The following is a 23341-nucleotide window of genomic DNA, read 5'->3' as shown; positions in this document are numbered from 1 at the left end:
GTATATTTGCTCTAGGCAAGGCTACGAAGCTAATCTTTTAATTCACACTTTAATCTACCAAGAAGCATGATACAACCCTTCACATACTACAATCCCACGAAGCTTGTCTTCGGCGAGGGACGCATTGTCGAGCTTCCTCGGCTCATTGATCCACACTACCGCGTTCTCCTTGTGATGGGCGGTGGCAGTATACGCAGCAATGGCGTCTACGATGCCGTGTGCCAAGCACTGGAGGGACGCTCGGTGACGGAGTTCTGGGGCATCGAGTCCAATCCTACGGTCGAGACGATCCGTAAGGCTGTCGAGCTGGGTCGTCAGGAGCAGTGCGACTTTGTCCTAGCCGTGGGTGGCGGCTCAGTCATCGACGCGAGCAAGCTGATCATCGCTGCGATGTGTAGTGACCAGGACCCCTGGGATATAGTCCGTGCTGGCAAGCATAGGGGCGAGCATCTACCTCTTGGGGTCGTACTCACGATCCCTGCTACGGGGTCGGAGATGAATAGTGGAGGTGTCATCTCTTGTCGTGAGACGCAGGAGAAGTATTCATTCTCGAGTAAGCATCCATGCTTTGCTATTCTAGACCCTCATGTGCCGACCTCGCTACCGCCTTACCAGGTGGCGTGCGGACTGGCTGATACCTTCGTCCATGTTATGGAGCAATACATGACGACGATGCGGAGTCCGCTCCTGATGGATCGTATGGCTGAGGGAGTGCTACAGACGCTCATTGAGATAGCCCCAGGGCTGACGCACAATCATCAGGATGTCGACCTGATGGGCGAGTTCATGCTCTGCGCTACCGTGGGGCTCAATGGCTACCTCTCGTGGGGCGTAGACCAAGACTGGAGCACGCACTACATAGGTCACGAGGTGACCGCCCTGACGGGACTAACGCACGGCCATACGCTCGCCATCATCCTGCCCGCTACGCTGCAGGTGATGCGCCATCTAGGCAAGCAGGACAAGCTCTTACAATATGCGGCTCGCATATGGGGCTTGACCCCTCAGGCGTGCCAAGGCGAGGATCATGCTATCACGGCGGCTATCGAGGCGACGAAGCAGTTCTTTGCTAAGCTCGGTCTTTCGGTCACGCTACGCGATGCGGAGGTTCCTCATGAGGTGATCGACGAAGTGGTACGTCGCTTCACGGAGCGTGGTACCGTGCTCGGAGAGCATCAGAATATGACGCCCGAGATCGTACGACAGATCCTGGAGTTGGCTTACGAGTAAGTCGCTTCCGTAAGAATGTGTATCTTTGTATCCGATAAAGCTTGAGGCGCTCCTCGCTCTAAGTTCATATGGGCGGGGCTGCACCTCCAAGAGTTAAGTGTAGACATCATTTCAAACAACAGATAAGCAAGATACACTATGCAAAAGAATCAGGACTGGAAGTCCTATTATCAATCTCACCTGACCACCCCCCTAGCAGCCCTCAAGAAGGAGCTCACAGAGGGGTGTAACATTGTCGTAGGTCATGCGGCTGCCGCCCCAGACACAACTCTCAAGAGTATGATGGAGCATGTCGCAGAGCTACCCACAGGTAATATCTTTCACGTCCTGTATTATGGCGCTGGCTACCAGTTTACACCTGAGATAGCGCAGCACTTCAATCTCAAGATCAACTTCCTGGAGGCTAACGCTCGTAAGGCGTGCCGTGCGGGGTTAGTGGACTTCTTCCCCTGCCACTTTCACGAGGTGCCAGGGCTTTTTACCGATGGTTTCTACCCTGTGGATGTAGCTATCGTGCAGTTGACTAGACCCAATGAAGAGGGCTACTGCTCCTTCAGTCTCTCGTGCGACTACACCAAACCCGCTACGGAGGCTGCTCGTGTTGTGATCGCAGAGGTCAATGATCAGCTCCCCTTCATCGGTGGCGACAACCTGATCCATGTGACGAAGCTGGATCATATCATCGAGGTGAGCACGGCTGTGCCCGAGGTTCCACCCGCTGTGCCTGGTGAGATCGAGCGCAAGATCGGTGAGATCTGTGCTTCGATGATCAAGGATGGCGACACGCTACAGCTAGGCATTGGTGCTATCCCAGATGCAGTCCTGAGCAACCTTAAGGATCGCAAGGATCTAGGTATCCACTCTGAGATGATTACCGATGGTGTCATGAAGCTGATGCGTGAGGGTGTCATCACGGGCAAGCGTAAGACGCGCAACCCCAACAAGGTGGTTACGGCCTTTGCGATGGGTACGAAGGAGCTGTACGACTTCTTCGACCACAATGAGGAGGTCGAGATGTATCCTGTGAGCTATACGAATGATCCCTTTGTCGTGGCAAGCATCGACAACATGGTTTCGATCAATTCTTGCCTAGAGATCGACCTGCTCGGTCAGGTCAATGCCGAGAGCATCGGCTACAATATGCTGAGTGGCTCTGGCGGTCAGGTAGACTTCATGCGTGGAGCCAGACGCTCCAAGGGTGGCCGCAGTATCCTCGCCTTCGCCTCTACAGCCAAGGGTGGTGAGATCAGCCGTATCGTGCCTACTCTAGCAGAGGGCGCAGCGGTGACCACTGGTCGCAACGATGTGGACTATGTCATCACGGAGTATGGCATAGCGCGCCTCCGTGGCAAGACGGCTCGTGAGCGCGCTGAGGCGCTGATCGGCATCGCACATCCTAAGTTTAGGGAGATGCTACAAGAGGCTGTCATCAAGCGCTGGGGCAAGTAGTCCTAGCTTACCGACCATCATATGCGAGTCTTCTCAAGTAGCGACACCAGTACCGTTGCTCAGAGGAGACTCGCTTAGCTTTTTGATAAAACTAAAGAGCCGTATCGTATGAATGTTCGCATAGAGCCTAGCTGGCATCGGGTGCTAGAGGAGGAGTTCGGAAAGTTTTACTTTGAGACCTTGACCACCTTTGTGCGCTCGGAGTACCAGACGAAGAGGATCTACCCGCCTGGGAGACAGATCTTTCGAGCCTTTGACCTTTGTCCCTTCGAAGATGTACGGGTCGTCATCCTCGGGCAGGATCCTTACCACGGCGTGGGGCAAGCCGAGGGGCTAGCCTTCTCCGTGCCAGAGGGTGTCGAGGTGCCACCCAGTCTGCGCAACATATTGACCGAGATCGCCTCTGACCTAGGGCATCCCTCGCAGATCGTCGGGGGGCATCTAACCCCCTGGTGTAGTCAGGGAGTCCTCTTGCTAAACGCTACGCTCACGGTTGTGGCACACGAAGCTGGCTCGCATCAGGGGCACGGGTGGGAGACCTTCACCGATGAGGTCATCTCGCTCTTGAGTAGCCAGAGAGAGCACCTCGTCTTCATGCTGTGGGGCAACTATGCGCGCTGCAAGCGAGCGCTGATCGACCGTCAGAAGCACCTCATCCTCGAGGCGCCTCATCCTAGTCCGCTGTCGGCTCATCGGGGCTTCTTCGGCTGTCGGCACTTTTCCAAGGCCAATGCTTACCTACAGCGATACGGCTACGAGCCGATTCGCTGGTGATAAGACCGTAGACAAAAGGAGACTGTTGCATAAAGGCGAATCGCTGTGTTGCTTTCGGGATTCGGCTTCGGTCACATACGGAGGTATGCTCCCTTCAGACCTCACCCTCAGCGCCTTGCGCTTCATCCTTTCTGCAAAGTCTAGACAATCTTGCAAGCAAGATTGTGAGACTGTTGACTTTTGCAACAGTCTCATAAGATAGAGAGAGGGTCGCTATTCGTATGAGTAGCGACCCTCTCTAATGAAAAGGCAAACAAATAAGGTATAAGCTATAGCCTAGCTGACACGCATACGTGTGTAGCTAGGCTATTGTGCTGTATATCTGTTTTAGCAGACGCCCTGACCAACCATTGCCTTAGCGACCTTCATGAAGCCGGCAATGTTAGCACCCTTGACGTAGTTGATGTAGCCGTCTGGCTCCTTACCGTACTCTACGCACTGAGTGTGGATGTCCTTCATGATCTGGTGTAGACGCTCGTCTACCTCAGCCTCAGACCAGTAGATGTGAGCTGCGTTCTGTGACATCTCTAGGCAAGAGCAAGAGACACCACCGCAGTTGACAGCCTTACCAGGAGCGAAGATGATGCGCTTCTCAACGAAGTACTCAGCAGCCTCTGCTGTACAACCCATGTTAGAAACCTCAGCAACGATCGTTACACCGTTCTCGACGAGTTTCTTAGCATCGTCACCGTTGAGCTCGTTCTGGATAGCGCAGGGGAGAGCGATATCTACCTTGTGCTCCCAGGGCTTCTTGCCTGCGAAGAACTTAGCGCCAAACTTCTTAGCGTATGGCTCTACGACGTCGTTACCGCTGTTGCGGAGCTCGCACATGTAGTCAAACTTCTCCTGAGTGCTGACACCGTTCTCATCGTAGATGTAACCATCAGAACCAGAGATGCAGACAACCTTAGCACCTAGCTCAGTAGCCTTCATGGTAGCACCCCAAGCGACGTTACCGAAGCCTGATACAGCGACCGTCTTGCCCTTGAAGTCAATGTTGTGCTGCTTGCAGATATCATTGACCATGTAGATAGCGCCGTAGCCCGTTGACTCTGGACGGAGGCGTGATCCACCGAACTCATGACCCTTGCCTGTGAAGGTACCTGTGCACTCACGAGTGAGCTTCTTGTACATACCGTACATAAAGCCTACCTCACGACCACCGACACCTACGTCGCCTGCAGGGATATCCATGTCCGGGCCAATATACTTGTAGAGCTCAGTGACATAAGCCTGGCAGAAGCGCATGATCTCGCGCTCGCTCTTACCCTTTGGAGAGAAGTCAGAGCCACCCTTACCACCACCCATAGGAAGTGTAGAGAGGGCGTTCTTGAAGGTCTGCTCGAAGCCGAGGAACTTGAGGGTAGAGAGGTTCACCGTGTGGTGGAAGCGTGTACCACCCTTGTACGGGCCAATGGCGTTGTTGAACTGTACGCGGTAACCGAGGTTGATCTGGACCTCACCCTTGTCGTCCACCCAGGGGATACGGAAGGTGAAGATACGGTCGGGCTCGACGAGGCGCTCGACGATCTTGTTCTTCTCAAACTCTGGATGCTGGTTGTAAATGTCCTCGATAGAAAGGAGGACCTCACGGACAGCCTGGATGAACTCCGGCTCGCCGGGATGCTTTGCCTCTAGCTGGGCAATGATCTCACTTGTCTTCATTTGATTTAATGATTAGGATTATCGGATATGTACCACAAAGTTACGCCTAATTTCCCAATGAAGCAAGCCCTCAGCACACCAAAGTTCAAAAAGCTGAGTCAAGTCCCTCCATTCCTACTTGGGGCGCAGGAAAAAAGCCGTCTGGAGCTGACGCGCTGTGCCGACAACTTTGGGGTCATACGAGCTATTTGCCAAATAACTCATCAAGAAATCTCAAATCTCTACCGAGAAAAGCCGAAATAGATCGGAAGTTCGAAATAAAACTTCGGAAGAATGAAATGAAACTTCGGAAGAATGAAATGAAAGTCCGGAGGAATTTGCCGATTGCTCCCTGGAGAATTTCAATTTCCTCGTGAGAAAGCAGTATCTGGGCGCATCTCTCTACTTATAGTATTCAGAATTTAACCAATCGAAGGGAGGAGGTATGACAGGCTTCGAACGATAGATGCTGAACGTTCACATCGTTTTGATATACAACAGATTACCGACTATTTGGTATTGCTGTTTTAAGGATTACGCTCTACCTTTGCACGGTGTAAGGGTGTCCATAGGGCGATGCTTTTTCACCTCCTCGCTGAATGCTCTTGCGCATAGGATCTATTTTAAGTAAAACGGCTCCAAGTATATAACAACAGATCAATATGAGACAATCAAACAATCAATCCCTAGGCGCATTGGGACGCCTAGGACGCTCCATGGGGAGCAAGCGACCGCTCGCTTATCTAGGGCTGGTCTGCTCTGCTGTGGCGCACGTGGTGGCACTGGTGCCATTCATCTTTATTTGGCTTATCCTGCGGGAGTTGCTCGGTGGCTCTGTGGACTCAGGTGCCATCACGCGATGGGCTTGGTGGGCAGTCGGGGCGGGACTGCTCCATATACTCCTCTATGCGGTGGCGTTGGTGCTGACGCATGTGGCAGCCTTTAGGGTAGAGCGGACTTTGCGAGGGGATGCTATGAGGCGTATGCTGGAGATGCCCTTGGGCTTCTTCGATCAGCAGAACCTAGGCAAGCTCAAGAACGTCATCGACGACAATGTTGGTCTGACCCACACTTTCTGCGCTCACCTCTTGCCAGACCTCGTTGGGACGCTGGTCTGTTTTGCGACGCTCTGCGTGATGATGTTTGTCCTGGAGTGGCGCATGGCTCTGCTCTGTCTCATACCAGTCTTGATACAGCTCCTAGCGATGGGCTCGATGATGACCAACAAAGCGTACCGTGAGAGTATGGGTGCCTATATGAATCACCAGCAAAGGATGAGTAGCGAGGCGGTTGAGTATGTGCGTGGTATGCCTGTGGTAAAAGCTTTCCAGCAGTCGATCTACTCCTTCAATGCTTTTCACCAGACGCTACTGGACTATGCCAAGTGGGCGAAGGTGTATGCTCGTAGTTGTCGGCGTATGTTTAGCATCTACACGGTAGCTTCCTTTGGCTATGCCTTTATCTTGGTACCCTTTGCCTATTATCTCTTGAGCCGAGGCGAAGATATGGTCGGTGTGGTGAGTAGCTTGGTCTTCTTTATCCTCGTGACGCCCTTCATCGGGGAGTGTACGATGCGACTCATGTATGTGGTCAGTGGTAAGCGTGAGGCTGTGCAGGCTTTGGATAGGCTGGATGCCCTCTGCGATGCCTCTTTGGGGGCAAAGGACAGTACGCCTCTCAAGCTTTCTAGTCATACGATCCAGCTGGAGGGGGTATCCTTTAGATATACTCCAGAGGCTCCTCTGGCGGTGAGTGATGTGACGCTCACAATCCCTGAAGGTGCCTGCGTGGCTCTCGTAGGAGCTAGCGGTAGTGGCAAGACAACGCTGGCTCGTCTCGTGGCTCGCTTTTGGGATGTGGAGACAGGGCGGATTACTATCGGGGGAGAAGATATAAGTCAGGTTGCTGTCGAGGAGGTGCTACGGCATATCTCCTTCGTCTTCCAGAGTGAAAGGCTCTTTAAGAAGTCCATCCGTGACAATGTAGCCTACGGATCTGCTAAGGCTACGGACGAAGAGATCTATGCGGCCCTCGACAAAGCGCACTGCCTAGAGCTGGTGCGTAGTCTGCCACAAGGGTTGGACACGGTCATCGGCTCTAAGGGTGTCTACCTCAGTGGGGGAGAGCAGCAGCGGATCGCTCTGGCGAGAGCCTTCCTCAAGGATGCGCCTATACTGCTCCTTGACGAGGCTACCTCCTTTGCCGATCCTGAGAGTGAGCATGCGATCCAGGAGAGCCTGCATCGTCTGATGGCGCACAAGACCGTCCTGATGATAGCGCATCGTCTCTCCTCGGTGGTCAATGCGGATCTTATTGTGGTGATGCAGCAGGGACGCATCGTAGAGCAAGGCACCCACACGGAGCTACTGGCTCGTACTAATGGACTCTACGCCTCTATGTGGCAAGAGTATCAAGAATCTATCAAATGGACTATATAAGCTATGAAGCATCTAAATCTAATCAACTGGATGGAGCGCAAGATGGCGCTCTCGCCTAGAGGAGCGCACAACTTCCTCTCGGCTTGTCTCTGGACTGGTGTGCAAAACCTCTCCTTCATGCTCCCCGTGATGCTCGTTTACCTCCTAATGATGGAGCTATTTGGCGAGAGCAGAGACCTCACCCTCTGGGCACTGGTAGGGATTGCACTCTTATCTATAATAGGTATGTATGTCATCACTCGCAGACAGTACAACAGCACTTTCCTAGCTGTCTACAGCGAGAGTGCTACGATGCGCATACGACTAGCGGAGAAGATGAGACGACTCCCGCTCTCCTTCTTTGACCGTCACGATGCAAGCGATCTGACAAGTCGTGTGATGTCTGATGTCTCATTTCTTGAAAACGCATATTCGCATACTCTGCCACAGATGGTAGCTTCCTTTATCGTCCTCATCTTGGCGGGATGTGGATTAGCCTTCTTAGATTGGCGGTTAGCCTTGGCACTCTTTTGGGCAGCACCCGTGTCGCTTCTGATCCTATGGGGATGTCTGGCTTCGCAAAAGCGCTCCTTCGTCAAGCTCTCCAAGTCGCAGCTCTCTGTGAGCGAAAAGGTCGAGGAGGGGCTACAGCTGCATCAGACGATCAAGGCATACGGTGGCGAAACGCTCTATATGACAGAGCTGGATGCCGTCTTGGCTAGTTATGAGCGCACCAGCCTTAACTCCGAGATAGCTAGCTTCGTCGTGGTCAATGGACTACGCTCTTTGCTACAGCTGGCGATACCGACGCTGGTCATCGTGGGGAGCCACCTTTACCTAGCGGGAGAGGTGTCGCTCGGCATCCTCCTCTTCTTCCTGCTCATCTCTGTGTCGGTCTATACACCGCTGACTATGCTGATGGGGAATGCGCTCGTAACGCTCTTTGCCTCTGTGCGGATAGATCGTATGAATGAAATCTACAATATGCCGACACAGGAGGGACGGACAGACTTTGCGCCTAAGAGCTTCGACCTAACGTTTGAGGATGTATCCTTTTCCTACAATGAGGGTGCGCAGGTGCTGAATCATGTCTCCTTTACCGCCAAGCAGGGCGAGGTAACGGCTCTCGTCGGTCCGAGCGGTGGTGGCAAGAGCACCTGTGCACGACTAGCCTCCCGCTTCTGGAACTGTCAGAGTGGGGTCGTATCGCTCGGGGGCGAAGACTTAACAGCAGTCGATCCAGAGACACTCCTTAAGTACTACGCCATCGTCTTCCAAGATGTGGTACTCTTTAATAATACGGTGCTGGAAAACATTCGCATCGGACGCAAAGAGGCGACAGATGTCGAGGTCCTCGAGGCGGCTCGGCTGGCGCAGTGTGACGACTTTGTAGCGCGGTTGCCCGAGGGGTACCAGACGCAGATAGGGGAGAATGGCAGTCGCCTCTCTGGTGGTGAGCGGCAGCGCATATCGATAGCTCGAGCTATCCTCAAGAATGCTCCGATCATCATCCTCGATGAGGCGACAGCAAGTCAAGACGCGGAGAGTGAGACGCATATACAGCGGGCTCTCTCACAGCTTACGACTGATAAGACGGTGCTAATCATTGCTCACCGTATGCGCACGATACGCAATGCGGACCGCATCGTAGTACTCTCTGGGGGCGCGGTCGCTGCCTCTGGCACGCCTGACGAACTGTACGATGTGCCGGGCTACTACCGCACCGCTTGTGACCTGCAACGGGTAGAGAGCTAGGCGAAGGCAACTTAGCGGTAGCTCGTACTGCCCCCTTTGGCGAAAGCGGTGGGGCGGACTTAGAATCTCTTTGTATTGTGCTGGCTTAGTAGTACATACGAGTTCCAAAATCAGTTCCCCTCTTGGAACTTTTTAGTTCCAAGGGAGGAACTTTTCAGTTCCAGCGGAGGAACTTTTTAGTTCCAGCGGAGGAACTGGGTAGCAAAGAGACAAGAAAAGAGGAGACGACCAGCTTGTGTGCCGTCTCCTCTTGCGTTGATTGGGGATGTTGTGTCTAGAAGTGTGGGTAGACTCGATCGACGAGTGTCTGGCAGACCCGCTCGATGAAGTCTCTCTCGCCTAGCTCGGAAGACATGATGTAGAGCGGTACACCCTGCTCCTCACGGTGATACGGGGGTTGCAGGTAGTCTCGCTTGACCACTTGAAAACCGTTGCGCTCGTAGTAGTTGATGCGTCGTCCTGCGATCTCGGAGAGTGTCTCAGGCTCCACTTCGAAGTAAAGGGGGGCACGCCCGATGTACTCCTTGACCGTTTGCAACGTCTGCTCGCCTAGGCGATGGTTGCGTAGCTGTGGTAGGATGGCAAAGTGCTCTCCGTAGTAGAAGTCGTCAAAGTGCCACAGCGTGACGAAGCCCACGACCCCTAGCTCGGGATGCTCTAAGAGGAAGAAGTGGTAAGCATCCTGCTCCCCGATGAGCTGCTCCAAGTCACTCCAAGGACGACGCTCACTGAGGGGAAAGGCCTCCTCGTAGAGCTGTCTGAGCGTAGGCAGATGGCTCTGGTGCGTCTCATTGCAGAGATCACACCGCGTCATGCGAACGAGCGAGACGAGTGGGGTAGCGGATGCGTCTTGTCTCATATTACTTGCCATAGTTTGGGTCGATGGCTACGATGCCGGGGAGAGCTTTTCCCTCGATAGCCTCTAGGAGCGCACCGCCACCGGTAGATACGTAAGACACTTCGTCGCCTAGCCCGAGTTTGTTGATGCAGGCGACACTATCCCCGCCACCGACGAGCGAGTAGGCGCCCTGTCGTGTAGCCTCGGCGACTGCCTGAGCTATAGCTTCGGAGCCACGAGCGAAGTTGTCAAACTCAAAGACTCCCGCAGGTCCGTTCCACAGGATCGTCTTGCTGGTCAAGATAACCTCACGGTAGTCGGCACAAGCCTGAGCGCCTATGTCCATACCCATGCGGTCGGCAGGAATCTGATTGGTCGGGTAGGTCTCGGCAGGCGCATCGTTGGCAAAGTCGCACGTGGCGACCGTATCTACGGGTAGGAGGAGTCGTACGCCCTTAGCCTTAGCGCGCTCCATGATGTCTCGTGCCACGTCGATCTTGTCCTCCTCACAGAGGGAGCGACCGATCTCGCCACCCTGCGCCTTGACAAAAGTGTAGGCCATACCGCCTCCGATGATGAGGTTGTCTACTTTGTCCATCAGGTTGAGGATGATGTCGATCTTGGAGGAGACCTTAGAACCTCCTAAGATAGCGGTAAAGGGGTGCTTAGCACCATGCAGTACACGCTGTACAGCCTCGACCTCTTGTAGCATGAGCATGCCAAACATCTTCTTGTCTGCTGCAAAGTACTGAGCGATGAGAGCCGTCGTGGCGTGTGCTCGGTGTGCTGCACCAAAAGCATCGTTGACATAGACGTCTGCTAATGTAGACATCTCCTTAGCGTAAGCTTTCTGACGCTCCTTGAGATCAGCCTTAGCAGCTTTGAGCGCTGCCTCATCGGTGTACTGGTCGGGATTGTTTAGTTTACCTTGCTCCTCCTCCTCGAAGCGTACGTTTTCTAGGACTAGTATCTCGCCTGGCTGGAGTGCTTGCGCCATCTCTTTTGCCTGTGCACCACGGCTCACGGGGCAGTGGATGACGGGTACGTGGGTGAGTTCCTTGAGGTGGGGCACGATGAGCGCGGTAGAGAGCTTGGGATCACGGCCTTTGGGGCGACCGAGGTGCGTGGCGATGATGACGCTACCGCCGTCGGATAGGATCTTGCGTAGCGTAGGCAGGGCGGCACGCATGCGGGTATCGTCGGTGATCTGCCCCTTGTCGTCAAAAGGTACGTTGAAGTCTACGCGTACGAGAGCACGGAGACCCGAGAAGTCGAACTGATGAATGTTTGTCATGAATAGAGCTGTGTATTTTGTCTGTGTGAATAAACTTAGAAAGTATTGATGCGCTGATGGAGCCAGGTCTGTATCAACTCCAGCAGATGGCTCGGTACGCCTAGCTGCCTCAGGTCGTACATGCACTCGCCGTAGGCGGAGATGAACCGCTTCTGTTGCTGTTCGTCAGCCGATGCGAGGAGCTTGCCCAGAGCTTGTAGGGTGCCCTGCAGATCTCCGCCGACGAGCGTAAAGAGAGCGGGCAGTAGAGGTACAAACTCTTTATATTGAAGCTCCAGAGAGTCTTTATCGAGCTGATCGTACGAGGTGACGGGGCGACTGGCGTAAGCCTTTGCCTCCTCCCAGCGCTGTGTCATCATGAGGCACCAAGCGATGAGTGGATAGAGCGTGTCGGGGTGCTCGTCCTCAAATTCGCACTGCAGGAGCAGCGGGAGTGCCTTGTCGTAGATGCGGAGCTTCACATAGAGCACGCCGAGTAGTCGCAAGATAGCGAGCGAAGGCCGCTCAGGCTCTGCTTGCTGGCGCACCTGCTCTAGTAATGAGATAGCGAGCATAGGCTGCTCCATGCGGTAGAGGATCTGCGCGATAAAGAGCGGGCTCGTGTCTCCCGAGAGTAGCTGCGGAGGGATCTGCTGCATGACGAAGTAAGCCTGCATGTACTTCTGCTCCTCGTAGTAGGTCTGCGCAAGGCGGTACATAAGCTGCGCACGAGCCTCAGGCTCTGAGGTGCGTCCCAGCTGAAACTGTATGGCTGCCTGCTCGCCCGCGTACCCCTTCGTCTGAACGCAGTAAGCGCGCAGTAGGTCGAGATGCTTGTCGCAGAGCTTCTCCGATTGTTCCTGCGCAAAGGGATTGGGCTGGCCAAAGTGCATCATAAAGGGTGTCTTAGCAGCCACCTTTGCCTCAATAAAGGTGAAGATGCGTGCCAGCTGGCAGATGTAGCCTTGTAGCGCTTTCGTATAGTCGTCCGCCTCCAGCGTCCGTCGCTCCTGTGGACGGATGTAAGGGGTGCGGTTGATCACGTTTTCCATAGCTAGGACGCCCTGAGAGATGCCTTGTAGCACCTGTCCAGGCAGTTGGCTAATCCTAAAGATGGAGCCGTAGAAGTCTATGTCTACCTGCTGGAAGATGGACTCACGCAAGAGCGTCATAATCTGATCCTCGCCGAGCTGGTACTCATTGCTAAACTGCGCCATCACGGCTGCTAGCGAACTGTGCTGCAGGTCAAAGGGAACTAACCAATGCGCCTCATCTTCAAAGAAAGGTCCCTGCAGGAGCGAGTTCGTTGCAAAAGCATTGACATCGAAGCCTCGAGCCACGAGACGCTTCAGCGCTTCGTAGCCCTCCTGCACATCGCCCACGAGAGGGAGGAGCTCCTCCTCATCCCCAAAGACACTCTCGAAGGTGGCTGGCTCCTCACTGTCGCCCGTCGAGGAGATGATCTCCTGAAAGCGCTGCTGAAACTCTGGGCTGTTGAAGCGCCCGAAGAGCTTCTGCACATACTCCACAACTTGTGGCGTGTACTTCATGCGGAGGCGATGGCTCCAGATCATGTCGTATTCCTCGAGGGTGATCGCCTCGCCGATCTGCTGAGGCTTGTAGGGGAGCTGCTCCTCATAGAGTGCCAGACGGCTACTGTATAGTTCGCCGACGAGGAGCACCCCGACGACGGCACGAATGCGCACCATCGTCTGTTCGCCCCGTGTCTCCATCAGCTTAGCGAGTAGCCAGCAGAGCTTGCCCCAGTGCCACGACCTGAGCAAGGCTAGGGTGACAGCTGTGAGTGCTGCCTGCTGTATGTAGTCGTCTAGCTGGTCCAGCGCGGTGCCCACCTCGTCGCTCCACTCCTGTGTGTAGAGGAGGCCCATCGTGAGGCGCTTGACCAGTTCGTCGTAGCGTGGCCGGTCAACCGTTGCGAGGTTCGACTGGAGCGTCAGTTGCTCGACAACCATTGCGAGTCCTCCATTGTCTAGCAGTAGCGCGTAGTAGTTTGATTGCTTCTCGTATTGAGGCGACTGAGCCACCCACTCCGTATCTCGTAGCGCATCGGTCACCTCGTAGAGCGTCCGGAGCAGGTAGCTGTAGTTCGTCACCAGCTCAGGGTCTTGTATCGGAGACTCTAGGTATTGTAGCATCGTCTCTAGGATACGCTTTGCCGAGTGGTAGCGGTCGCGTTGCTCCACAGGGATACGCACGTGAGACTGCATCTGCTCGCCTAGTAGCTTGACCGCTTGGGCGATCTGATGCTCAGAGATGAGCTGGTAGATGTCGTCTGTAACCATATATAATGTATACCTGCTCTTAGATGCTTAGCTGCTCACGTATCGCCTGGATACGGTCACGGAGTAGTTGCTCGGGATTGTCGCAGGCAGGTTCAGTGCCACGCTTGTAGGTGACCCCAATGTAGTACTTAATCTTAGGCTCCGTACCTGAGGGACGTATCGAGAGGACCGTCCCGTCCGCCGTGTGGTACTGTAGCACATTGCTGGTCGCAGGCATCTTGATCGGGAAGATTTCGCCACTCTTGAGGCACTTACCCTCGAGAGATTGATAGTCTAGTATCTTTACCACGGGACTGCCCGCCAGCTCCTTCATCGGGTTGGAGCGGTAGTCAACCATCATCTGGCTAATCTCCTGAGCGCCCTTGATGCCCTTGCGCACTACGCTAATGCCCTTTTCGAGGAAGTAACCATGCTCGTAGTAGATCTTCTCTAGGAGCATATCAATGGTCAAACCCTTGTCCAGTGCCCAAGCGGTCAGCTCTGCAAAAATGGCGCAAGCCGACACCGAACTCTTGTCTCGTACGAAAGTCTCCCAGAGGTAGCCGTAGCTCTCCTCGCCACCACCTATGTAGCGGCGCTTGCCCTCCTGCTCACGGATCTCGTTGGCGATCCACTTAAAGCCCGTGTAGCAGTCCATATAGTCCACTCCGTAGTCCTTCGCAATGGCGGGGATCAGCTCCGTGGTCACAATCGTCTTGACCACAAAGTCATCGGGACGCAGGTCGCCCATCTCTTTGCGGCGGGCTATCGTGTAGTAGGTCAGGAGCGCGCAGATCTGATTACCATTGATCAGGTGTAGCTCGCCCTGCTCGTTGCGTACAGCGACACCGATGCGGTCACCGTCGGGGTCACTCGCTAGGACGAGATCAGCGCCTGTAGCCTCGGCACGCTCCATTGCCAGCTTCATTGCTGCTGGCTCCTCGGGATTTGGCGAGACGACCGTTGGGAAGTTGCCATCGATCACATCTTGCTCCGGCACATGGATGATATTCTTAAAGCCAAAAGCTTCTAGTGCACGAGGTACGATACGTACGCCAGTACCGTGAATAGGTGTATACACGATCGCCATATCACGATGACGCTGCACCGACTCAGGCGAGAGCGATAGGGTACAGACATCATGGATGAAGCGGTCGTCCATCTCGGCTCCGATCATCTCGACGAGCGCTGGATTGCCCTGCCACTTCACTTGGTCAATGTCTGTGATGCTCTTCACCTCATTGACGATTGCCTTGTCGTGCGGGGCGATGATCTGAGCACCGTCGCTCCAGAAGACCTTGTAACCGTTGTACTCCTTGGGATTGTGCGAGGCAGTCACCATGACGCCACTCTTGCAGCCCAGCTGACGGATCGCATAGGAGACCATCGGGGTAGGGCGCAGCGCATCGTAGAGGTAGACCTTGATGCTGTTTGCCGTAAGCACGTCGGCCGTCGTCTGAGCGAAGAAGGGGCTGTTGTTGCGCCCATCGTAGCCGATAGCTACGGAGATCTCTTCGCCAGCGAAGCACTGCAGGAGGTAGTTCGCCAAGCCCTGCGTAGCCATGCCGACGGTGTATTTATTCATACGGTTGGTACCAGCGCCCATGATGCCTCGTAGGCCGCCCGTACCAAACTCTAGTACTTGGTAGAAAGCCTCCACGAGAGGCGTCTTGTCCTCAGCCGCGAGAAGAGCCTCTACTTGCTGACGTGTCTCACTGTCGAAGGCGGGTGCGAGCCACTGCTTGGCACGCTCTTGTGCCTGCTGTATAAGTTCGGGTGATAAAGTTGCCATAGTTTGTTGTGTTGTTAGATCTTTTGAAAGTACTGTTGGCAGGTTGGGTAGACCAAATCGTAGCGCCACCCGTGCTGCCGTTGTGGATTTGTAGCGAGTGGTCGGAAGGCGCACCATATACCGAAAATGGCTTGCACTAGCTTACCTCTCGCAGTAGGAGCAAAGTTAGCAAAATAAGCGATATGTCCTCTCTGATTACCCCTTCCTCCCGAAGAATAGAATTCCTACCTAGGAATTTGCCAAATAAGTACCTAGTAATTTGCCCAATTCCTATCTAGGAAATCAAAAATACTTCGGAGGAATCAAATGAAACTTCGGAAGAATCAAAAAATAAGTCCGAAGAATTTGCCCATTTCCTAGGTAGCTATTTCCCAAATTCCTAGGTAGGAAATGAAACGAGCTCATTTTTATCATGCGTCACCCCTGCGGGTAGGAGAGCCCCCGTACCAAGCAGTAGCCCCACCCGGCACGAGTACCGAGTGGGGCTACAAAGCGTGTGGAGCTGAGGCTCCGTGTATAGTCTATTGCTAGAGGATCAGTCGGAAGGTACGTACCTCGCCTGCCTTGTGAGCTGCGACGATGTAGATGCCAGACTGAAGCTGCTCAGCGATGAGCTGCTCAGGCTCAGTGATCTGGTAGCGACCTACCTGAGCACCGCTAGCTGTGTACAGCTCGATTGTCGCACCCTGTAGACCCATCACGAGGATACCCTCGGGAGTGGCTACGACACGTGCGGTCTCACCGTCGATACCGTCGATAGCCGTAGCCTGTGGGGTGACGATGATGAGCTGCTCAGAGCAGAGTCTCGTCTCGCCCTGACGCGCTGTGACGGTCACACGGTAAGCGGTCTGCTCGCTGAGGTCAACGAACGGTAGCGTGATGCGACCATCTTGTAGCGTGGGCGGAGCCTGGAGCGGGGAGAGTTCGCCTAGAGGCGAGCCGTCAGCAGCGATGCTGATGATATCTACAGCGGTAGTATTACCCTCCTTGTCCACCTTAGCCAGCTCAACCATATAGCTCTCAGCCTTGGCAATCGTAGCAAAGGAGATGGCGAAGCTCTGAGCCTGCAGTGAGCCTGCGACGAGCTTAGCATCTAGCTTACCATCGATAGCCTGAGTCGTGAAGGTGGTCTTACCCTGAGCGACCGTCTGCAGAGCGGGCATGATGGTCGCCTCGACGGTGACCTCATAGCGTGTACCCATCTGTAGCCCCTCGAGGGTGGTGTAGACGTAGCCGTCACGAAGCTCTAGCGAGCGGAGCTGCTGCGTAGGATCGAGGCGCATCGTCTGCGTCGCACTAGCGTCAGCACCTATAGGACGATAGCTTACGGTGTAGCTCACCTGCGTGGGGAGTGCCTGCCAGCGTACCTGCGCTGTCGTTTCGGTTGTTGCCATCACCTCAAGCGCTATCTGCTCCTTGGCGGGCTTTGCAGAGGCATCCTGCTTGATGTGCAGATTGTCCATAGCAAAGTAGCTAGGCGCATTGGTGTCGCTCGACTGGATGGAGAACTTGAGCGTCTTGACCTCACCGAGAGAGGAGAGATCGACCCACTTCCAGTCATTGACCACTTCGCGCTTCTTATTGCGATAGTCGATGAGTGGTACCTCGACCTTCTTACCATTGTCAGCCGTGATGGTCACGATAAAGAAGCTACCCTCCTTAAAGGCGGGACTTCCGAAGTTTTTATCGCCTTGGGTGGCAAAGCTCTTGACCCACGCTGTGTTGGTCAGATAGACACCCTCGAGCTGCACCTTGCGGTCGCTACCAGGCATGACCGTGACGACGGGATTGTAAGTACCCCATTTAGGATTGTCGCCTGGACAGTAAGCCACGACATACTGCTTGGACTTACCCTCCTGCTCCTGACCACCACCGACGACGTTGTTGTACTGTTGCGTCGCAAAGTCGCCCGTGTAGGTCGTATCGGCACTAGCTGCTAGGGCAAAGCCACTCCAGCTCTTCCACTCAGCATTGTAGCTGTTGGAGAAAGCAAACGAACCGCTGCCGAATGGCGCCTTCTGATTGTAAGGCTCCTCGCTAGAGAGTGGCTGCTCCTCAAAGGTTGCCACCATCGCCTCGCCGTGTAGTCCATTGACGTAGACGTAGACGCTCTCGGTGACTTGGCTACCAGCAGCATCGGTCACAGTGACACTGTAGCGTGTCGTCTGCGTAGGAGCTACGGAGACAGTCTGTAGCGAGTCGCCTTGTGACCACTTATAGCTATAAGGCGCTACGCCTCGGATCACCTCAGCCGTCAGCTGAGCCTGCTGCCCGAGATTGATGCTCACGGGAGCAATAGCGAGCTGCATGGCAAGGGCATCGCCGTTGTAATCGTCGATCCATAGCTTGCCACGGCTCTCGAGGGTCACCTCACGGATGTCGCCTCTCTGAGCGAGGTCTACGTATGCCCACTCCTGCTCAGTAGCGGGGAGCGTGATACGCGTACCGCCATCGATGCGCATATAGACAGAGCGGTCTGCCATGAGCGAGAAGCCTCGCTGTGGTATCTTGCCCTTGGAGTTGGTCACGGTGATGGTCACCTTGTCGCCCGCCATCTCAGCAATCTGATTGCGTGAGCGGGTGAAGTCCTCGACGACCTTGACTCCTGCGAAGCTATTGGTCCCTGAGTAGACGACATCGCCCTCTATGGTGCGGTTGTCCTTCTCAAAGGTAGCCACTCGTGTAGGCATATAAGTAGTAGTAAAGGTAAAGAGGAGCTCAGGCTCAGCGTCCTTATTATTGAGTGTGCCGTGGAGGAGTCCGTAGACCTCATAAGTGGTCTCAGGCTCTAGACCCATGATGGTAAACTCAGTCGTACGCTTGCCAAGAGCGGTGAAGTGTCTGCCCTTCTCTCGTATCGTAGCGGCATCTGGAGCTGTCGTAGCCTCCTCGCCCTTTACGATCGTCATCAGGTAGACGTCGGTCATCTGGTCCGGCTCGACAGAGATCGTAGCGGACTGATGTAGCGCACGAACCACCTGCTTGTTGGTTAGCTTAGGAGCCTCGTCGGTTACATTAGGATCATGCTCGTAAGCACCAACGGTCGGATGCTCTTTGTCACGAGCTGTGCCAATGAGGTCCATCGTAACAGCAGCGTGCGGAGCACCCTGTGGCAGTACGGTCATATCCTTCGGGTAGAGCACCTTGTCAGAGACGAAGGCTACCTCTACGACCTTGGATGCTGTGCTCTTTGTCGCCTCCTGATAGTTGGTCGCGTCGTACTTCTTACCCTTAGCGGTGATCAGTACGCCCTTGCTGTCAGAGGTGTAGAGCGCATTGCGGTCGCAGGTGAGCTGCTCGTTGGGGAGAGCTTGATTGCTAAAGAGGATGCCTCCACCGTCTCGGTTCTGTAGGATATTGTCTGAGAGCTGAGACGAAGAGATATCGCCGTTGAGCATAAGGAGTGCTGTGCACTTGCCGTCACGAGCTATAGCGGTGTTGAAGACAAAGTTCAGTCCTGTCACCTTGCTAGCTGTAAAAGCTCGGCTAGTAGCAGAGCCACGTGTGATGCGTATCACATTGTTGGCGACGAGTAGCCCCTCGCCCTGCACCTCACGGACATTGATACCGACGAGGTTGCTGAGTTTATAAGCTTTGGGCTGTGTTATGTCAAAGTCATTGCCGATGATCTTAGCATCCGTGTGGAAGGTAGCGTCGATACCGCTGTAATCCCTCTGAGGAGCGATCTGCTGTACCATCTCGTTGCCCTCGATAAGCACTTCGGAGGCACGCGTGACGTAGATAGCCTTACCACTATGATCTACGAAGCGGTTGTTGCGCACCGTATAGCCCTTACCCACGGGGTTGGCAACGGTCGTCGTACCACCGATCTGTAGCGCAATGTGTCCACCCTCAAAGAGCGAGTTCTCAACCAAGACATCACAGCTCTGTGCGTGTGGGTTGCTAGCTCCCTCTACCTTAACAAGGCTAGGGGACATGTTGTAGTTAGAGTTGCTCGTGTTCTTGGTGTAGACATGGCAATTGTCCATCGTGAAGTGCGATGAGTTCTCCTGAACGTAGACCATCGTTGGAAAACCCAGGTCTGTCGAGTGGATCGTCATATTGCGCAGCGTCACGTAGGGGGTATTGCGTACGGTCATCACACCATAATACTCACGATAAGCATTTGGTCCCGTAGGCTTATTGTAGCCATTGGCAGAGATAACGACCTCGTCACGAGAGTTGCCGAGACCAACGATGGTGATGCTGTTCTTGGCAGAGGCTCCGGGGACACGCTCTAGGAGAACTGTCTCAGGATACTCACCTGGCTCGACCTCTACGGTGACGGCGCCAGAGACACCTTGCTTGGTTAGATCCTTAGCGGCAGCAGCTAGACTCTTGTAGGAGGCAGCACTGCTAGAGCCAACACGGAGCGTGCCTTGGAGTCCACCCTGGCGCGTCTTCGTGTCAAAGGGCTTCTCCTGCTTCACCTCGTGCTTGGTACCTCCGACGGTCACACTCTTGGCGGTCACCGAGATTGGTGTGCCTGCCTTGAGGTCGCCAGCGAGCTGAGCCTTGACCCAGTAGTACTGCGTGCGTGCTAGCGTCAGTGTATCGGCGGGGTCAAGCTTAAAGATGACCTCCGTCTGCGTAGCTTGTGGCTTGGAAGTAGCGATCAGATGAGCTTCGTCAAACTCATTGATGGCTCCCGTAGCGTAGAGTGCAAGCTCCTCGATGCCTTCGCTAGAGATCTCTAGCTGTAGCTTCTCAAGGGTCGTTTTGCCTCTTTCACCAGCGGTGGTTAGGTCTATACGTACTGCGGGAAGTGAGCTACCCGAGAGTACGCCCTGCTTGTCTGCGGGGAGAGCCGTGGCAGTGACCTTCTCGACGAAGAGGTCGCGAGGCTTGACACTCTCTACACGAGCAGCCCACCCGTAAGCGTATTCGTTCGAACTCTTGTAGTAGACCGTCAGCGAGCCGTCCTGCTCTTGCGAGGTGAAGGTTCTGACACCAGTCTGCTTGAGTATATTGTTATCTCCTGTGGAGAGCAACTTGCTCTTGACCGTGTGGTCACGTCCAGAGTAGATGCCGAAGGTGGCACTTCTTAGAGCTATTGAGTCGATCGTGAGGGTTACCACCTCGCCCTCATGGGCTGGGAGGAAGGTCACGTACGATCCAGTGTTCTTGAGCACCTTGCCATCGGGGCCGCCCTCGTCGTAGTACGATAGGGGCGTGGTGACGGTCACCTCTTTGTTGTCGCCCGATGATGGGTGGTTGAAGATGTTGACCAGCTTGTACGATCCCTTAGGATCAGCGTTGCGAACGTCAATAAGCTTACCAGCAACAGTTAGCTTGGCGATAGCCACGTCTATGCTGTCAGCTGCTGGAGCATCCTTGCGAATGTCTATTGCGAGGATGTAGTTATTGGCAAACTCCTTCAGCGTGCCGTTTTGCTTTAGAGCATCGGTTGGGAGGTCGACGCTTTGCATCGTTGGCTCCACCTGAGCAGCTGCGATGAGCTTGTTCGTATCGAGTGTCCCCTCAGCCGTAGCGGCGTAGAGAGCTACGCGCTCGATCTGAGGAGCGCCACCCTTGAGGTCTACCGTGAGACCGTCCATGAGGATCGGCTTGCGGTCACCGATCGTATGTATGTTAAGAGCTAAGACGGGGTTCTGCTCAGATCCGACAGCAATGAAGGGTAGCTCGAGTTGCTTTGCAGCGGCTGAGTCAACCTTCATATCCTGTGGTAGGTACTGCTTGATCTGACCACGCCAGCCTATATAGCCCTCTCCACCTCTTGCATCAAAGACGAAGGTCAGATACTTTTGGGTAGAGCGCAGGTAGTCGGCAGGCTTCGTCTTGAAGGCTTCTCGATCGGGCTTTAGCTCAAAGAGCAGGGGAGCTGTGGCATCCTTGCCGTCATAAATCTTGAGCGTAGGCTTGCTACCCCAAGAGGAGTAGTAGAAGCCCCACTCATTGATGTCTAGCTGGATGACGTTGTCTGGCGCGGTAGCCTCAAAGGTGACGCTACGCTCGCCTGCATCGGTGTCATAGCTAGAAGTGCGGTAGTGATTGGGCTGAGGCATGAAGTTCCAAGGCTCGTACACCTTGATATGATGCTTACCGAGGGTGAGCACCATCTTATTCATTACCTCTAGAGCTTCCGTGCGGGTGCGCTCCTTCTCGGGTAGCGTCTTCTCGCCTGCTGAGAGGTGAAGCTTGTCAATGGAGAGGTTGACCTTATTACCCTTGTGAGCAGTCTCCTGGAGGTCTACAGCTAGGTAGAAGTGGTTAGCCCCCTCACGCAGTGCTTGAGGCGTGGGGAGCGTGGCGGTGAGTGCCTCGGCAAAGTCCCAGCGAGCGATCTCCTTAGCCTTCGTAAAGTCATCTACGATCGGGCTGTAGTAGAGAGCCACCTGCGCTACGTCTGTCGTCTTGCTAGTAGAGCTTAGGTCTAGACGCTGCAGTGTGACAGGGTCTTTGGTTCCCTGAGCAACGAGCGTGAAGGCAACCATGCCGATCTGCTTGACGCTTGCATTGATAGGCATTGCAAAAGTGTCGACTTCGATGGTTCTACCCGAGAGCGAGTCAACCGCCATCGGCGCTGGATCGATCTGAGAGACCAGAGCCTCAAAGCCATCCTTGGGAGTCCCCGTATTCGTCACGAGACGGATCGTCAGACTACCGTCAGGAGCTGTCGAAGTTGCCTTGTAAGCTTTCTCCTTGTTGAGCTTGATGATGAGGTTGTCTGCATTGACCTCTGAACCATTGTACACCTCAACGAGATCGGCACGACTGATCGAAGAGTAGCTAAAGAGATCTAGCTTCGTAAAGTCTACCTGGATCACCTTGCCAGCAGTCTCAGGCTTGAAGACAGCGTATCCGTCAAACTTCTCGCTGATCGGCTCATACTTACCGCCATCATCGTATAGCGTCAGAGACTTGTCGCCTACGGTGTAGGTTTTCGGAGTCTTAGCGAGTGCGTAAGCATCCTCTACGGTGAGCGTCTTAGGCTCTTGGAGCGTTACCTCGTGATCGCCCAGAGTTGTCGTGAGCTTCGTCGTCGCGACATCGATACGGCTACCAGCCGCCACGTCGCTCTTGAGGTCAACGACCAGAACTAGATCATAGTTAGGCTCAGAGAGCGTGTACTCCTTAGAGAGTGTGATGGTCCCCTCGGCAGAGACTTCGGTCGTCTTGCCGAGTAGCTTGCTTGCGTCTAGTTGTTTGGGCTTACGGCGGTTCACCTCGTAGAGGTATATCGCCGTGATATCGCTCGGCTTTGTGTTGCTGAGCTTGTAGTGCAGAGCCGTCAGCTTGGGAGCCTTGGCTAGTCCCTCGGTTGTAATCTTGAGGTTAGAGACGATGAGCGACTGCTCACCGATGTAGGGATCGTGGCTAGCGCTCTTGTCCTCTAGGATAGAGGCAACCTTGATCGCAGGCTGATCGACCGTGCGTACGATGATCTTAAAGCCGGCACCTGGATTAGCCTTCGTCTTGCTACCGATTGTTATCTGACCGGACTTGCCACTGGAGCGAAGCTTAAGGGGTAGCGTTGGTCTATCCACCTTAGTAAACTTCCTGATAATGGCTCTCTCGTTAGGAGTTCTATAAGGACTGTAGTCTACATAGCCCTCGAGGATGTAGAGTTCGTCTTGATTGGCTAAGGCAAGCTCCTGTATCTCTATTTCAATACATTTGCCAGCTTGCTCTGGCGTGAAGACGATCTTACCTCCTTTGTTTGCCTGGGCATTGCCATCGGCTCCTCCACTATCGTAGAGGATCAGCGGGGTGTCTCCCACTTTATGCTCGTTATTGTCCCAAGTCGACGTGGGCATCAAGAGCGTGTTGTCCTCTTGTCCCCACACGATCGGTGGCAGGAGTAACCAGCAGAGTAGTAGGAGCGTTGTCGTTACTGTTCTTTGCATAGTAATTGAGTGAATATAT

At 54.4% G+C, this 23341-nt stretch carries 11 protein-coding genes; 5 read left to right on the top strand and 6 right to left on the bottom strand.

Features of this window, described 5'->3' with window-relative positions; all coding sequences use genetic code 11:
- Positions 1 to 69: 69 nt before the first annotated feature.
- The 3 genes from L215_RS0107645 (at position 70) to ung (ending at position 3453) form a co-directional block, all read left to right on the top strand.
- Positions 70 to 1230 (top strand): iron-containing alcohol dehydrogenase, encoded by a 1161-nt coding sequence (locus tag L215_RS0107645; RefSeq protein ID WP_025884323.1) that lies wholly within the window; start codon positions 70 to 72, stop codon positions 1228 to 1230.
- A 138-nt stretch (positions 1231 to 1368) separates the two neighbouring features.
- Positions 1369 to 2679, top strand: a complete 1311-nt coding sequence (locus L215_RS0107640) for an acetyl-CoA hydrolase/transferase family protein (protein ID WP_027451589.1) — start codon at positions 1369 to 1371, stop codon at positions 2677 to 2679.
- 108 nt (positions 2680 to 2787) lie between these two features.
- Complete coding sequence (gene ung, locus L215_RS0107635) at positions 2788 to 3453, top strand: uracil-DNA glycosylase (RefSeq protein WP_027451588.1); 666 nt, start codon at positions 2788 to 2790, stop codon at positions 3451 to 3453.
- Positions 3454 to 3780: 327 nt separating this feature from the next.
- Here the strand turns inward: ung and gdhA are convergent, their stop codons facing one another.
- Positions 3781 to 5118: an NADP-specific glutamate dehydrogenase gene (gene gdhA / locus L215_RS0107630; protein ID WP_027451587.1), complete on the bottom strand. Its 1338-nt coding sequence runs from the start codon at positions 5116 to 5118 to the stop codon at positions 3781 to 3783.
- A 641-nt stretch (positions 5119 to 5759) separates the two neighbouring features.
- Between gdhA and L215_RS0107620 the strand changes: the two genes are divergently transcribed.
- Positions 5760 to 7535, top strand: a complete 1776-nt coding sequence (locus tag L215_RS0107620; protein WP_027451585.1) for an ABC transporter ATP-binding protein — start codon at positions 5760 to 5762, stop codon at positions 7533 to 7535.
- Between the two features lie 3 nt (positions 7536 to 7538).
- Positions 7539 to 9269 (top strand): ABC transporter ATP-binding protein, encoded by a 1731-nt coding sequence (locus L215_RS0107615; protein ID WP_025883025.1) that lies wholly within the window; start codon positions 7539 to 7541, stop codon positions 9267 to 9269.
- Positions 9270 to 9543: 274 nt separating this feature from the next.
- Here the strand turns inward: L215_RS0107615 and L215_RS0107610 are convergent, their stop codons facing one another.
- The 5 genes from L215_RS0107610 to L215_RS0107590 form a co-directional block, all read right to left on the bottom strand.
- A complete protein-coding gene (locus L215_RS0107610) occupies positions 9544 to 10128 on the bottom strand; it encodes a GNAT family N-acetyltransferase (protein ID WP_082239933.1) in 585 nt (194 codons plus the stop codon).
- Between the two features lies 1 nt (position 10129).
- Positions 10130 to 11401, bottom strand: a complete 1272-nt coding sequence (locus tag L215_RS0107605) for a phosphoglycerate kinase (protein ID WP_025883024.1) — start codon at positions 11399 to 11401, stop codon at positions 10130 to 10132.
- Between the two features lie 35 nt (positions 11402 to 11436).
- Positions 11437 to 13683 (bottom strand): tetratricopeptide repeat protein, encoded by a 2247-nt coding sequence (locus L215_RS0107600; protein WP_025883022.1) that lies wholly within the window; start codon positions 13681 to 13683, stop codon positions 11437 to 11439.
- 19 nt (positions 13684 to 13702) lie between these two features.
- Positions 13703 to 15454 (bottom strand): phospho-sugar mutase, encoded by a 1752-nt coding sequence (locus L215_RS0107595; protein WP_025883021.1) that lies wholly within the window; start codon positions 15452 to 15454, stop codon positions 13703 to 13705.
- 527 nt (positions 15455 to 15981) lie between these two features.
- Positions 15982 to 23322 (bottom strand): DUF4465 domain-containing protein, encoded by a 7341-nt coding sequence (locus L215_RS0107590; RefSeq protein WP_027451583.1) that lies wholly within the window; start codon positions 23320 to 23322, stop codon positions 15982 to 15984.
- Positions 23323 to 23341: the final 19 nt, after the last annotated feature.

Origin of the sequence: Porphyromonas uenonis DSM 23387 = JCM 13868, from assembly GCF_000482365.1 — a bacterium.
Taxonomy (GTDB): Bacteria; Bacteroidota; Bacteroidia; order Bacteroidales; family Porphyromonadaceae; genus Porphyromonas; species Porphyromonas uenonis.
Note: the sequence above shows the minus strand (reverse complement) of the source record. Positions and strands in the feature narration are given on the sequence as shown.

Coding starts and splice junctions, on each gene's coding strand:
- L215_RS0107640 (WP_027451589.1), top strand. CDS start 1,369: ATGCAAAAGAATCAGGACTGGAAGTCCTATTATCAATCTCACCTGACC.
- ung (WP_027451588.1), top strand. CDS start 2,788: ATGAATGTTCGCATAGAGCCTAGCTGGCATCGGGTGCTAGAGGAGGAG.
- gdhA (WP_027451587.1), bottom strand. CDS start 5,118: ATGAAGACAAGTGAGATCATTGCCCAGCTAGAGGCAAAGCATCCCGGC.
- L215_RS0107620 (WP_027451585.1), top strand. CDS start 5,760: ATGAGACAATCAAACAATCAATCCCTAGGCGCATTGGGACGCCTAGGA.
- L215_RS0107615 (WP_025883025.1), top strand. CDS start 7,539: ATGAAGCATCTAAATCTAATCAACTGGATGGAGCGCAAGATGGCGCTC.
- L215_RS0107610 (WP_082239933.1), bottom strand. CDS start 10,128: ATGAGACAAGACGCATCCGCTACCCCACTCGTCTCGCTCGTTCGCATG.
- L215_RS0107605 (WP_025883024.1), bottom strand. CDS start 11,401: ATGACAAACATTCATCAGTTCGACTTCTCGGGTCTCCGTGCTCTCGTA.
- L215_RS0107600 (WP_025883022.1), bottom strand. CDS start 13,683: ATGGTTACAGACGACATCTACCAGCTCATCTCTGAGCATCAGATCGCC.
- L215_RS0107595 (WP_025883021.1), bottom strand. CDS start 15,454: ATGGCAACTTTATCACCCGAACTTATACAGCAGGCACAAGAGCGTGCC.
- L215_RS0107590 (WP_027451583.1), bottom strand. CDS start 23,322: ATGCAAAGAACAGTAACGACAACGCTCCTACTACTCTGCTGGTTACTC.